Here is a 14,022-nt window from a genome sequence, read left to right as displayed (position 1 = left end):
CGGAGCTCGGTTCTCAGCTGGTGTCTGCTGATCAGCTGGTGCCGCGCAGGTCGAGGCGCAGCTCATGCGGGCCCTCAGCGCTCAGCGTCACTGGGATGCCCCAGTCCTGCTGGTAGAGATGGCAGGCCGCATGCAGCGGGATCTCGCCGTCCTCGGGGCCGTCGCAGGCCGCGGCCCGGGCGGTGATGTGCAGGACACCGGAGTCGATACCATCGGCGATCTCGATCGTCCGCTCCAAACCTTCGCTACCGCCGGCACCTGCGGTGATGAGCTCTGGCGGAGTTGACGAGACCTGCAGGTGGGTCGGGTCGCCGAACCGGTCGTCGAGCTTCTGCCCGGCAGGAACGCTGAACCCGACGGTGAGGGTCAGCGTGCCGGTGCCGAGCTCGGTGGCCGGGCGGGAGGTCTGCTGGGCGCCCTCGTCGACATGCTGTGCCTCAGCCGGGATGGCGACCCGGGTGAGCCGGTGGGCTGCCGATTCGGCGACGAGCAGGCTCGGCTGCTCGCCGTCACTGTCGGGCAGGACGAGGATGTCAGACGGTTCGTCGAGCCCGCGGGCCAACGTCGTGACCTCATCGGTGCGGGGCTCGTAGCGGCGGATCGCACCGTTATAGGTGTCGGCGATCGCCACGGACCCGTCGGGCAGTTCGGTGACACCGAGCGGATGCTGCAGGCGCGCCTCGGCGGCGGGCCCGTCGCGGAACCCGAAGTCGAACAGGCCCTGCCCGAGCTTCGACTCGACAACACCTGTGGCCGGGTCGAGCAGCCGCAGTGCCGAGGTCTCCGAGTCGGCCAGCCACACTCGGCCGTCCGAAGCGGCTGCCACGCCGGAGGTCTGGGCGTACCAGGCGGTTTCGGCGTCCCCGTCGACGAGACCTTCGTTCATCGTGCCTGACAGCAGCCGGATTGTGCCGGTCTGCGGGTTGAACGACCAGATGGTGTGATTGCCGGCCATCGCGATGATGACCTCGCCGGTTGTCTCGGCGTAGTGGACGTCCCAGGGGCTGGAGAGCTTGATCGCATCGGCTGGGCCGTCGTAGCGGCCGGTGTCTCCGTGGGTGCCGGTGACATTGTCGACGGCGCCGACCATGTACTGCTGACCCGTGCCGGCGACCGTGGTGATCTGCCCGGTGTCGAGGTTGAGGCCGCGCAGCAGGTGGTTGACGGTGTCGGCGATGACGACGTGATAGCCGACCTCAGCTGCCAGCTCGGCCGGGAGTTCGGCTAAGCCACCGGGTTCGCTCAGCTCGGCGGCCCCTGCCGGCCCGTCAGTCCGACCGCGGTCCCCGGAGCCGTAGCGGCGCAGGATGGTGCTGCCGGTCGGGTCGAATTCGACGAGTGAGTGGTGCCCGGAGTCGGCGACGAGCAGGTTGCCGGCATGCTCGCCGGTGGTGAGCCGGATGAGCTTGCCGGGGTAGAACAGGTCGGTCTCGACTGGAGCCGGCGGGACGTAGGGGTCGTTGCCGCGGCGCAGGGTGCCTTTGGCCGCATGCTCTGCGATGAGGTCTTCGATGAGGGAGGCGAGCCCGGCAGCGTGGCCTTCACCGGACATCGAGGCCACCAGGTTGCCTTCGGGGTCGATGAGGGCGAGTGTCGGCCAGGCGCGGGCGGAGTACGCCTGCCAGGTCTGAAGGTCCGGGTCGTCGAGGACGATGTGCTCGACCTGGTAGCGCTCGACGGCCTTGTCGACGGCTTCGACCGTGCGCTCGAACTCGAACTTCGGGGAGTGCACGCCGATGATGACGAGCTCATCGGCGTATTTCTGCTCGAGCGGGCGCAGCTCGTCGAGCACGTGCAGGCAGTTGATGCAGCAGAAGGTCCAGAAGTCCAGCAGCACGACCTTGCCGCGCAGGTCGGCGAGGCTGAGGTCGGCGCCGCCGGTGTTGATCCAGCGGCGGCCAGTGAGTTCAGGTGCGCGCAGGCGCGGAGCGTCAGTCATACCCTCATTGTGCCACCGCGGCTCACCTGCCTGTCGTACGGCTGTCATATGTGTCAGCGGCATCCGAGACGGCGGCCACGAAAGAGAGGAGAAGTGCCATCATGGAGTCATGAACGATGCAGCCGCGACGAGCCCCGAGCCCCTCTCCTCCGAACATGCTCAAAAGATCCGCGACCGTCTCGATGCGGTGGCCGGTCAGGCCGCCGAGGCGGCAGAGCGCTCCGGCCGCACCGCTGACGATGTGCGGATCATGCTGGCGACGAAGACGCAGCCGGTGGAGAAGATCCGGGTCGCGATCGAGCACGGCTTCACGCTCATCGGCGAGAACCGCGTGCAGGAGCTGACCGGCAAGGCCGACGGCTTAGCTGATCTGGAGCACGAAACGCACCTCATCGGGCCACTGCAGCGCAACAAAGTCAATCACACGCTGCGCGTCGACTCGTGCACGTGTGTCGAGTCGGTCGACAACCTGCCGCTGGCTGAGAAGCTGCACAACCGCCTGGAGGTCCTCGACCGCTCGATCGACATCCTCGTCCAGGTCAACACCTCGCGTGAGGATTCGAAGTTCGGCGCTGCTCCTGAGGCCGCGGCTGAGCTCATCGAATCGCTGGCACCTTTCGACCGGCTGCGGATCCGCGGACTCATGACGATCGGGCTGCCTGGAGAGAGCGACGAGGTCATCCGCCCCAGCTACGCCGATCTGCGCCAGCTGCGCGACCGGCTCATCGACGAGGGGATCATGGCACATGACGCGACGGAGCTGTCGATGGGCATGAGCGCTGACTTCGCCCTCGCAATCGAAGAGGGCGCGACAGTCGTGCGGATCGGCTCGAGCGTCTTCGGCGCGCGTCCAGCGCCCTGAGCGAGCTCCCCTCCCACCCACGCGACCACCGCCTCGGGACCGGGACGGCAGTCGAGCACCAACTCGCGGCAGTGGTGTGCTGAGAGTCACAGGATTCTCGCGTGAACCCGTGAGAACCGCGGAATCTCGCGCTTCTCGAACTGCCCGACAGCCTCGAAAACCTCCAGATGAGAGCCCTCTCATCGGCATTTCACGTCCGCCTCATGACCGGCCGGTTGACTGCTGCATGCAGCGACCAGACGGCGCTGCGACCCCACCGTCAGCACGACGAGAATGTTGAGAAGAGAATCATGTCGCTTCTGGTGACTCCCGCACAGACCCCCGCCACCAGCGCTGCTGCGGACCGCTCGGTTGCCGCCGCCGCTCCCACTGCCGCCCCGGCGGCCCAGCCGCTCCGGCAGCGCCTCGAGCGCGCCAAGTGGGCGTACTCGACCCGCTTCGCCAAGCAGTTCGTCGAGCTCTCCACCGGCGTCGAACTCATCACCGACCCCGACTACGCACCGCAGGCCGGCGATGTCGTCCTCGCCCGGGTGCTGGAGATCGGCCAGCACAAGCGGCTGGAATCCCCGGACTCCCGCAAGGCTCTGCTGTTCCCCGGTGACGAGATCGTCGTCGCCTACGGCGCACGCTATGCACCCGATCAGTTCCACGCTGTCGTCCCGCCGGCGCTCTCCGACTGCCATCTGGCCGCCGCCGGCGGCATGGCCGCTGCCGTCATCGAGCAGCACGCCAGCGTCGACGCCCCCACGCAGATCCAGCCGATCGGCGTGCTGCGCGACCAGTCGGGAGCCATCACCCTCACCCGTGCCGCCCACCGCAGCGTCGACACCGGCATCACCGCCGTGACGCAGCGGCGCGGGCACCGCGTGCCGGTCATCGCAGTGCTGGGCACCTCGATGAACTCCGGGAAGTCGACGACGCTGGCCTGCCTGGCCAACGGCCTGGCCGCAGCCGGCCTGCGGGTCGCCGCCGGCAAGGCGACGGGAACCGGCGCCGGCAACGACGCGCGGCTGTTCGCCGATGCCGGGGCGGCGCATGTCCTCGACTTCACCGACTTCGGCTACTGCTCGACCTTCCAGCTCAGCCTCACCGAGGTCCGCGACCTGTTCCTCACCCTTGTCGACGAGCTCGCCGGCGGCCCGGCCGGCAGCACGGTCGATGCCGATGTGGTGCTCGTCGAGATCGCCGACGGCATCTACCAGGGCGAGACCGCACAGCTGCTCGCCGACGCGGAGTTCGCCGGGGTCGTCGACCACCTCGTGTTCTCTGCCGGGGACGCCCTCGGCGCAGTCGGCGGGGTGAGCGTGCTGCGCAGTCTCGACCGCGAACCCGCGCTCGTCTCCGGCGTCGTCACCGCCTCGCCGCTGGCCGCCGCCGAGGCGCGCACCGCACTCGATGTGCCGGTCACCGGAACCTACGAGCTGTGCCTGCCCGAGATCGCGCTGTCGGTCTTCGACGGTGCCGGCATGGCATCGGCCGCGAAGGCAGCGGCCGGACGGTCATGAGCGCGCAGGCGTCCGCCGCTGCGGCCGCTGCTGCAGCGCAGCGTCCAGGCCCCTACCACCTGGCGGTGCATACGGTGTGCGCGCGCGTCGGCAGCACTGGCAGGGCCACCCGTGGGATGCTGCCGCGGCTGGCCGCCGGGGTTCGCCGCCGCTGGCTGGCCGGGCTGGTGGGCATCGGCCTCGGGCAGGCCGCACTCGGCGGGCTGGGCGCCTGGGCGCTCATCCGGATGCAGTCGGCCGGTGCTGCCAGCACGCTCGTCTTCGGCTTGTCGGTGGCCGTGCTCGTCCTCTCCGCACTGGGGGTCGGGACACTGAAGATCCACGAGCGCACCGTCGCCGAGCGCCTCGGGCAGGACTATGTCCATCAGCTGCGCCTGCGGCTGCTCGGCTCGGCACTGAGCCCCGGGGAGCGCACCTCGCTGGGCGTGACGGTCGCACGCACCACCAACGACCTGTCCTCGGTGAAGAACTGGGTGTCCCAGGGCATCGCACCTGCCCTCGTCGGCGTGCCGCTGATTCTGGGGACCAGCGTCATCCTGCTCGTCCTGCACTGGCAGCTGGCACTCGGATTCATCATCCCGGTCGCCGTGCTGGGGGTGCTGCTCGTGTGGTTCAAGCAGCCGATGTTCGAGCGCACCCGCACTCTGCGACGCACCCGCGGCCGGCTGGCCGCCCGGATCGCTGAGACGGTCACCGCCGCCGAGACGATCATCGCCGACGGCGGGCGCGACCGTGAGCTCAAGCGCATCACCAGCCAGTCCGCACAGCTGGCCGAGCATGCTGTCACCCGGGCTGAGACCGTCGGTGCGCTGCGCGCTGCCGGTGCGGTCGCCGGCCTGCTCGCCAGTCTGCTCGTCGCCGCGATCGGCATCGCCACCGCCGCCTCCCCCGGGACGGTGATGGCGGCGATGGCCCTCACCGGCATCGCGACCAGCCCGATCCTCGATCTCGGCCGGATCATCGAGTACCGTCAGACCTTCCTCGCCGCCCGCAGGATCATCGGACCCGCGCTTTCCGCCGCCGATGAGCGCAGCGAGCAGGCGGCCGCCCGGCGGGCAGCCAGTGCCGAGCTCACCTGCCCGCTGCCAGCCGCCGCTGCCGGTTCGGTGGTGCTGAGCGCACCGGGCCTGCTGGAGCAGCCGCTCACCGCCGCCCCCGGTGAGGTGGTCTGGCTCGCTGACGACGGCGGCCGGGCCAGTGCCCTCATGCGCCGGATCGCCGGTCTCGACTCCAGCGGCCACACGCTCAGCGCCGGCAGAGCTGCGGAATCCGCGCAGCCTGATGCGTTCTGGGCCGACGGGCAGAATCTGCTCTCCCTGTCCCCGACCACGCGCCGCCGGCTGGTCGGCTGGGCGCGCGCGGGCACCGTGTTCGAACGCGGTCGGCTGGATCGCGCCCTGCACTACCGCCGCCCGGATCTGGATGGACAGTTCGACGCCGCCACCCTCGACCGGGTCGGTCTCGACGTCGATGCACTGCCGAAGGGTGCCCGCACGATGCTGCGTGCCGGCGGCCAGCCGCTCTCCCGCAGTGAGCGCGCCCGCCTCGCCCTGGCCCGCGCGGTCTATGCCGATCCGCCGCTGCTGCTCATCGACGGCCTTGACGGGGATCTCGGCGCAGCCGGGACGGCCATGCTGACGTCTGTGCTCGCTGATTACCCCGGTGTGGTGCTCTTCGCCGGCTCACCTGCCGTCGCCGAGGCGGTGGGTGCGCGCACCGTCGACCTCACCGCTGCGGGGTGAGCGCTCGGCAAGCAGGCAGACGCGTCGTGATGAGACGCGCGGCGATGAGAGGAGCGGTGATGAAAGGAGCTGGGCTGCGGGATCCTTCCCTCAGCCCAGCTCAATCGTCGTCGCCGTCGTCGTCTCCACCGCCGTCGCACTCCCAGCCGTCGTCATCCCACTCGCACACCCCACGGCCGGAGCCGGAACCGGAGCCGGATCCTGAGCCGGAACCTCCTCCGCCTCCGGAATCGGTGCCGCTGTCGGCTCCGCCGCGCGGGCGGCTGGCAGGTGCCGGGACGCGCTTGGCGTCAACGGCTGCACTGCCGCTCTCCTCCGCTGCCCTGCGGGCGGCCTGCTCGGCTGGATCGAGAGCTGCTGGGCCTTCTGCCTCGGCGTCGCCGTCTTCGGGGTTCGCGGCCTCAGGGGGCGCATCGGGGCCTGGACGGTCAGAGCCTACAGGGGTTTCGCCGACGCTGATGCCCGGCTGGTCACGGTCGATGTCTGCTGATGACGGAAGCAGCGCAAGCGAGGCTGCGGCCAGGCCGGCTGCAGCGAGAATGCCGATCGTCCCGAATCGTTTCATGCGCACAGTCTGACCGAAGAATGTGAGACGGGTGTGAAGCGCAGATGAGAGCTCTCTCATCTGCACGATGACGTTTCACCACTGCCGGATCAGGCAGCCGGGTCGACGAGCTTGTAGCCGATGCCCCGGACGGTGACGAAGCGCTCGGCACCGAGCTTCTTGCGCAGGTAGCGCAGATAGACGTCAACGACATTCGAGGCGCCGTCATAGTCGTAGCCCCACACATGGGTGAGCAGCTGTTCGCGGGAGAGCACCTGGTTCGGGTGCTCCAGGAACATCACCGCCAGCGCGAATTCGCGGCTTGAGAGCTCCAGCTCGGTGCGCTCGTCCCCGCTGCCGCAGGTCGCGATGCGGGTGCGCAGGTCGAGTGCGAAGTCACCCAGCGTGAGGGTGTCGCTGGATTCGGGGGCCGGTTCGCTGTGGCGTTCACGGGCGCGCAGCCTGATCCGGGCCAGCAGCTCTTCGAACCGGAACGGTTTGGTCAGATAGTCATCAGCCCCGCCTTCCAGCCCGTGCAGCGTGTCGTCGAGGGAGTCGCGTGCGGTCACGACGACGATCGGGATGTCGTGGCCCATCGACCGCAGGGTGCGCAGCACCGTGAAACCGTCCATGCGCGGCAGCCCGACATCGAGGACGAGCAGGTCGAACTCCCCGCTGGTCGCATAGTCGAGGGCGGCGATGCCGTCTTCGACAACGGTCGGGGAATAGCCGTTGGCCGTCAGGCCACGGGCGACGAAGCGTGAGATGCGCGGCTCGTCTTCGGCGATGAGGATCCTCATAGGGTGTCTCCGGACTCAGTGGCAGGGGTGGACGGGGCATCAGCGCGGGCTTCTGCGGCCGCTGGATCCTCCGGCCGCTGCGCGATGATCGGGATGACGATGGTGAAGGTCGAGCCGATCCCAGGCTGCGAGCGCACGGAGACATCGCCGCCGTGGCCGACGGCGATCGCCCGCACGATCGACAGGCCCAGCCCCGAGCCGGCCTTCCCGGCTGCCGAGGCGGCGCGGTTGAAGCGCTCGAAGATGCGCGGCTGATCCTCGGCGGCGATGCCGATGCCCTCATCGGCGATGCTGATGCAGATGTGCTCGCTGTGCTCGCGCAGCCGCAGCGTCACCGTCGTGCCGTCCTCGGAGTAGCGCACAGCATTGGCCGCCATCTGCACGATCGCCTGCATGAGGCGGTTCTCATCTGAGAGCGTCGTGATGCTGACGTCCGAGTCGAGCTGCCAGTTGCGTTCGCCGAGGTGTTCGATCCGTGCGAGGGCCTTGCCGCCGAACGCACCGAAATCGACCGGTGCCAGGGTGACGAAGTCCGGGCGCGAGGAGTGCGCCAGGGTGGACAGGTCGCCGACGAGCCCATTCATCCGGTCGAGTTCGTCCAGGGCGATCGCGTTGCCCTCCCGCACATCCTCGGGATCGTTCGGGTCGGTGGTCTCCAGGGTGCCGCGGATGATCGTCAGCGGGGTGCGCAGCTCGTGGGAGACATCGGACATGAACCGCTTCTGCTCGGTGAAGCCCTCATCGATGCGGTCGAGCATCCGGTTGAAGTTGTCCGCCAGGGAGCGCACATCGTCACGAGTGTGCGGCACCGGCACACGGCGGCCGAGGTCGTAGACGGTGATCTGCTCGGTGGCCTCGCGCAGGTCCGCCAGCGGCCGCATCAGCCGCCCGCTCACGAGGTATCCGACCAGCGCGGCCCCGACGAGCATCGCCACCGACACACCGGCGTAGGTCGTGGCCGCCCGCCAGATCTGGTGCTGCTGCGTGGTGATCTCATTGCCGACGACGTAGATGCCCTCGTTGTCATCACCGGCGATCGTGACAGAGGCGATGACCGCCCGCACCGGCTTGTCACCGACTTTCAGGGTGGTGAAGATCGTGCGACCCGGCCGGAACCTGTCCTCGATCTGGCGCAGCACGCCCGGATCGGACATGTCGAAGTCCTGCTCGACCGGCCGGAAGCGGGGTTTGCCGTTGACGATCGCCAACACGCTCTCATGCCGGCTCGGCACCTCCGATACGGTGGCCGCGCGCAGCAGATCCTCCAGCGTGTCGACGCCGCCCAGGTCGGCCTGACGCCGTTCGGCCGTCTGCTTGAGCTCCTCGACCTCCTGCAGCAGCTCCTGGTCGATGCGGTCTTCGAGGACGGAGAACTGGATCGCATACGTCACGCTGCCGGCGATGACGAGACCGGCGGTCATGAACATGAGCATCGAGGTGAGCACGCGGATGCGCACGCTGCGCACCGGCTTCGTCGGCCGGGTCCCCTCTGCCATCGCCCCTGCCCCGCGGACGGTTCCGCTCGCCTCTGTCCGGGCCCGCCTCAGCTCCGGGAGCCCTCAGCGTCCTGCGGGACGCCGGGTGCCTGCGGATCGATGTTGCGGATGATGAGCGAGCAGTCCATATCGGCGTAGCCGTCATCCATGAGCTTCTGCAGGTTCTCGAACGCCGCCTTCGCCCCCGGCAGCGTGACGCCGACATCGGCGGCCGCCGCCTGTGCCAGGCCTGCGTCCTTGTGGGCGAGCGCGGCGGAGAAGGTCGCCTCGAAGCCGTTGTTGGACGCGGCGGTCTCGACGATGCCGGGCACCGGGTACCAGGTGCGCAGCGGCCACGAGTCCCCGGAGGAGACACTGGCGACGTTCCAGAACGTCTGCGCGTCGAGGCCGAGCTTGTCGGCGAGCACCGCACCTTCGGCTGCGCCCTGCAGGCTGACGGTGAGCATCATGTTGTTGACGATCTTCGCCGCCTGCCCGTTGCCGGGCCCACCGCAGTCGAAGATGTTGCCGGCCATCGGCTCGACGAGCTCTTTCGCCCGGGCGGTGTCGGCTGGGTCGCCGCCGAGCATGAAGGTCAGTGTCGCCGCCGCGGCACCGGAGATGCCGCCGGAGACCGGGGCGTCGACGAAAGCGAAGCCGGCCTGCTGGGCCGTCTCGTGGATCTCCCGGGCCGAGGCGACGTCGATCGTCGAGGAGTCGATGAGCAGTGCGGTGGGTTCGGCGAACTCGAGCACGCCGCCGGCTCCGCAGAACACCTCCTTCGAGATCGTCCCGTTGGGCAGCATGCCGAACACGGCATCGGCACCGGCCACCGCCTCGGCGATGGTGGTGCAGGCGGTCACACCGTTGGCTTCGGCCGCACTGCGGGCACTTTCGCTCAGGTCGTATCCGCGCACGCTGTGCCCGGCTGTGATGAGGTTCTTCGTCATCGGCAGGCCCATATTGCCCAGGCCGATCCATCCAATCGTCGCCATGAGGTCTCCTTCTTCTCGTGTCGTCTCAGGTGCGGACGTGCAGGTCAGGCCGCGGACCAGCCGCCGTCGACGGAGTGTGCGGCTCCGGTGATCGCCTTGCCGCCCTCGCCGGCGAGCAGCGCGGCGATCGCGGCGACGTCCTCGGGCTGGGCGAGGTGCGGCAGCGCCGAGTGGGCGAGGAACACCTCGTCGAGGACGGCATCCGCGGAGATCCCGCGCGAGGCGGCCTGATCGGCGATCTGCTGTTCGACCAGCGGGGTCATGACATAGCCGGGATTGATCGCATTGCAGGTCACCCCGTGTCTGCCGGCCTCCAGCGCGGTCGCCTTCGTCAGGCCCATGAGGCCGTGCTTGGCTGCGACATAGGCGCTCTTGAATGCGGAGGCGCGCAGCCCGTGGACAGACGAGATGTTGATGATGCGGCCCCAGCCGCGCTCATACATTCCCGGCAGCACGGCTTTCGTCAGCACGAAGGGCGATTCGAGCATGAGCTTCTGGATGAGCTGCCATTCGGAGAGCGGGAACTCCTCGATCGGGTGGATGCGCTGGATGCCGGCGTTGTTGACGAGGATGTCGGTGTCGATCGGCTGTCCGTCGAGCGCCTGCGTATCGGACAGGTCGACGACCCAGGCCTTCCCGCCGATCTCCGCGGCAACGGACTCGGCGGCTTCGGCTGAGACGTCGGCGACGGTCACCTCGGCGCCCATCTGGGCGAACCGGGCGGCGATCGCCCTGCCGAGGCCCGAGCCGCCGCCGGTGACGAGCGCGCGGCGACCGGAGAGTTCCTGCTGAGGGTTCTGCTTCGGATCGTGTTCCATGCGCTCAGCCTACTTCCGGCCGGCCGCGCCGGCACGGGCGGCCCGCTCTGTGGCACGACGCTCGTTGTCGATCCGGTCGATCTCCGCCAGGTCCATGCCGTTGGTCTCACGGGTGAAGAACCAGGCGATGAGGCTGATGCCGGCTCCGATGGCGAGGTAGATCGAGATCGGGATGCTGGAGTCGAAGGCCCGCAGCAGGGCGGTGGCGATGATCGGGGCGAAGGAGCCGGCGACGATCGCGGTCACCTGATAGCCCAGCGACACACCCGAGTAGCGCATGCGGGTGGGGAACATCTCGGCCATGAGCGCCGGTTGGCCGGCGTACATGAAGCCGTGGAAGATGAGCCCGACGACGATCGCGATGAAGATCGGCAGCCCCTCTCCGGTGTCGAACATCGGGAACGCGAAGAATCCCCAGGTGGCGGTGGCCAGGATGCCGAGCAGATACGGGATCTTGCGGCCGAGGATGTCGCACAGCCGGCCGATCATCGGCACGATGATCGCGTGGATGACGTGGGCGCCGAGCAGCAGTCCGAGGATCTCGCCGCGTTCGATGCCGACCTGCTGGCTGAGGTAGGTGATCGAGAAGGTCACGACGACGTAGTACATGACGTTCTCGATGAAGCGCAGGCCCATGGCGGTGAAGACGCCGCGCGGGTAGCGCTTGAAGACCTCGATGACGCCGTAGCCGGCGTCCTCTTCATGGACCTCCTGCTGGGCCTCTTCGAAGATCGGGGCGTCGGAGACGCGGGTGCGGATGTAGTAGCCGATGAAGACGATGACGGCCGACAGCCAGAAGGCCACCCGCCAGCCCCACGAGATGAAGGCCTCATCGCTGAGTGCGGTCGAGAGGGCGAAGAGCACCGCAGTGGCCAGCAGGTTGCCCAGCGGAACAGCGGCCTGCGGCCAGGAGGCCCAGAAGCCGCGGGAGTGGTTCGGTGAGTGCTCGGCGACGAGGAGGACGGCTCCACCCCATTCGCCGCCGACGGCGAATCCCTGGGCCGCGCGCAGCAGCACGAGGATGATCGGGGCCGCGTAGCCCCACTGGTCGAAGGTCGGCAGGCAGCCCATGAGGAAGGTGGAGACGCCGACGAGGATGATGGAGAGCTGCAGCAGCTTCTTGCGCCCGTACTTGTCGCCGAAGTGGCCGAACACGACACCGCCGAGCGGGCGGAAGATGAAGCCGATCGCATACGTGGCGAACGCGGCGATGATCGCGTCGAGCGGGTTGTCCGAGGCTGGGAACAGGATGACGTTGAAGACCAGGGTGGCCGCTGAGGCGTAGAGGAAGAACTCGTACCATTCGACGATCGTGCCGGCCATCGAGGCGGCGACGACGCGCTGGAGGTTGCGGCGCACGCTCGGGGTGTCCTGGGGTGGTGCTGCACTCATGATGGTGCTCCTTGCGTGAGGAGGAACGGCGCCACAGCAGCGTGGGCTGTTCGTCACTGCGGTTAAGACTCACCCAATCATGAGATCTGCTTCACATTTGGTCAAGCACCATGTCGACTCCGCGCCGGCCGCGCGAGCGCCCTGGCGCGTCCGATTCAGCTGCGCGGGCCGCGCTGCAGGTTGGCGAGCATCTCGTTGTAGGCCTTGAGCTCGGCATCGCCGCTGCGGTCCTCGGAGCGGTCGCGGCGCTTGGCCTCGCGGTCGGAGGAGCGCGACCACTGCACGGCGACGATGATCGCCAGGGCCAGCGTCGGGAACTCGCCGATGCCCCAGGTGATCTCACCGCCGAGCGCCTGGTCCTCCAGCGCCGGGAACCAGCCGTGGCCCATATTGCCGAACCAGTCGGGTTCGATGAGCGCCTCGGAGGAGATGATCGAGACGCCGAAGAAGGCGTGGAAGGTCATCGTCACCAGCAGCATGAGCAGCCGCATCGGGTAGGGCAGCCGGTTGACGCCGGGGTCGATGCCGATGAGCGACTGGGCGAAGAGGTAGCCGGCGGCCAGGAAGTGGACCATCATGAGCTCGTGGCCGAGGTGGGTATCCAGGGCCGGGTACATGATGCCGCTGTAGTAGAAGATCACCATGGAGCCGGCGAAGTTGACCGCTGCGACGATCGGGTGGGCCCAGAACCGCAGGTAGCGGGAGTGCACGGCGCCCAGGATCCATTCGCGCGGACCGCGGGAGCCGTCGGTGCGCGGCTTCGTCGCGCGCATGAGCAGGGTGATGGGCGCACCGAGGACCATCGGCAGGGGCACCGCCATGACGAGAAGCATGTGCTGGATCATGTGCCCGGAGAACAGCACCTGGCCGTAGACCATCGGGCCGCCGGAGGTGATGTAGAACAGCCCGGCCATGCCGATCACCCAGCTGATGGTCCGCCCGGTCGACCAGGTGTCGCCGCGCCGGCGCAGCTCGCGCACGGCCAGCAGGTAGCCGACGACGAAGCCGACGGTGATGACCGTCCACAGCGGGTCGACGCGCCATTCGGTGAAGTACGACAGCCAGGTCGGCTCCGGCGGCAGCGGTTCGGAGGTGAGGATCTCCGCCGGGGTCGGGGCCGGCGGCGGTTCATCGGGGATCGGCGGCTGGGAGCGGGAGAGCACGACGCCCAGCGCCATGACCGCACCGAAGATGAGCGTTTCGATGCCGAGCAGCCGCCAGAACTCGCTGCGGGCGGCAGCAGCGCTTTTGAGCCGGTTGATGACGAAGGTGCGGTGCCAGTAGCCGATGACCCCGAGGATGATGGTGAGGACGACTTTGCCGATGACGACGAGCCCGTACGGGGTCTGCCAGTCGTCGAGGGTGCGCACGCGCAGCAGCGCATTGACGAACCCGGAGTAGACCATGATGGCAAAGGCGATGAGTGCCATCGTCGAGAACCGGGAGACGAGCACGGCCAGGTCATCGCGCTTCGTCAGCAGCGGTGCGAGCACGGCCATGACGAGGATCCCGCCGAGCCAGGCGACGACGGCCAGCAGGTGCAGGCCGATGCTGTTGACCGCCTGCATATGCCCGTAGGCCTCAGCCGAGTGGCCCATGAGGGCCAGCGGCACGAGTGAGAGCACGCCGAGGACGGTGATGAGCCCGATGCCCATGAAGGAGCGGGTGGCGAAGACGAGCGTGGAGAGCGTCGCGGCCATGAGCACGATCGCCAGGCGCAGCTGCCCGTAGGGGATCTGGGTGATGTAGACGCCGAGCTGCTGGGAGAAGTCGCCTTCGAAGGCCTGCGCGCCGACGGAGTCGATGAACGCGAAGATGAGCACCGCGACCGCGGCGACCGTCCAGACGATCGAGGCGATCTGGGCGATGCCGAGCGTGCGCTCCCACAGCGGGTCCAGCGGGATGTCGCGGCGCGTCTTGCGGTCCTTGTGGCGGATCCGCCCGCCGTGG

11 protein-coding genes are annotated in these 14,022 nt (G+C 68.6%); 3 read left to right on the top strand and 8 right to left on the bottom strand.

Features of this window, described 5'->3' with window-relative positions:
• Positions 1-31: 31 nt before the first annotated feature.
• A complete protein-coding gene (locus tag B4E96_RS10715) occupies positions 32-1,939 on the bottom strand; it encodes an NHL domain-containing thioredoxin family protein (protein ID WP_286957513.1) in 1,908 nt (635 codons plus the stop codon).
• 109 nt (positions 1,940-2,048) lie between these two features.
• Here B4E96_RS10715 and B4E96_RS10710 point away from each other — a divergent pair, with 109 nt between their 5' ends.
• The 3 genes from B4E96_RS10710 to B4E96_RS10700 all read left to right on the top strand — a co-directional run bounded on the left by B4E96_RS10710 (position 2,049) and on the right by B4E96_RS10700 (position 6,048).
• The gene (locus B4E96_RS10710; RefSeq protein WP_286957512.1) at positions 2,049-2,801 is read left to right on the top strand and encodes a YggS family pyridoxal phosphate-dependent enzyme; all 753 of its coding nucleotides are present in this window, start codon (positions 2,049-2,051) and stop codon (positions 2,799-2,801) included.
• Between the two features lie 302 nt (positions 2,802-3,103).
• Positions 3,104-4,306: a DUF1611 domain-containing protein gene (locus B4E96_RS10705; protein WP_286957511.1), complete on the top strand. Its 1,203-nt coding sequence runs from the start codon at positions 3,104-3,106 to the stop codon at positions 4,304-4,306.
• Entirely contained in the window at positions 4,303-6,048 is a 1,746-nt protein-coding gene (locus B4E96_RS10700) for an ABC transporter transmembrane domain-containing protein (protein WP_259877791.1), read from the top strand. The genes B4E96_RS10705 and B4E96_RS10700 overlap by 4 nt, the downstream gene beginning before the upstream one ends.
• A gap of 100 nt (positions 6,049-6,148) precedes the next feature.
• On the opposite strand, the gene B4E96_RS10695 is transcribed toward B4E96_RS10700, so the two are convergent.
• The 7 genes from B4E96_RS10695 to B4E96_RS10665 form a co-directional block, all read right to left on the bottom strand.
• Entirely contained in the window at positions 6,149-6,613 is a 465-nt protein-coding gene (locus tag B4E96_RS10695; protein WP_286957510.1) for a hypothetical protein, read from the bottom strand.
• 89 nt (positions 6,614-6,702) lie between these two features.
• Positions 6,703-7,392 (bottom strand): response regulator transcription factor, encoded by a 690-nt coding sequence (locus B4E96_RS10690; RefSeq protein ID WP_259854788.1) that lies wholly within the window; start codon positions 7,390-7,392, stop codon positions 6,703-6,705.
• Complete coding sequence (locus B4E96_RS10685) at positions 7,389-8,888, bottom strand: sensor histidine kinase (protein ID WP_286957509.1); 1,500 nt, start codon at positions 8,886-8,888, stop codon at positions 7,389-7,391. The genes B4E96_RS10690 and B4E96_RS10685 overlap by 4 nt, the downstream gene beginning before the upstream one ends.
• A gap of 47 nt (positions 8,889-8,935) precedes the next feature.
• A complete protein-coding gene (mmsB, locus tag B4E96_RS10680; RefSeq protein ID WP_259854792.1) occupies positions 8,936-9,862 on the bottom strand; it encodes a 3-hydroxyisobutyrate dehydrogenase in 927 nt (308 codons plus the stop codon).
• Between the two features lie 44 nt (positions 9,863-9,906).
• Entirely contained in the window at positions 9,907-10,680 is a 774-nt protein-coding gene (locus tag B4E96_RS10675) for a 3-hydroxybutyrate dehydrogenase (RefSeq protein WP_286957508.1), read from the bottom strand.
• Positions 10,681-10,689: 9 nt separating this feature from the next.
• On the bottom strand, positions 10,690-12,072 hold the full coding sequence (locus tag B4E96_RS10670) for an MFS transporter (RefSeq protein ID WP_102162440.1): 1,383 nt from the start codon (positions 12,070-12,072) through the stop codon (positions 10,690-10,692).
• Positions 12,073-12,227: 155 nt separating this feature from the next.
• The coding region (locus B4E96_RS10665) for a cytochrome c oxidase assembly protein (protein ID WP_286957506.1) at positions 12,228-14,022 on the bottom strand (1,795 nt) is incomplete at its 5' end.

The organism is Brevibacterium sp. UBA7493, from assembly GCF_002479565.1.
Classification (GTDB): Bacteria; Actinomycetota; Actinomycetes; order Actinomycetales; family Brevibacteriaceae; genus Brevibacterium; species Brevibacterium luteolum.
Note: the sequence above shows the minus strand (reverse complement) of the source record. Positions and strands in the feature narration are given on the sequence as shown.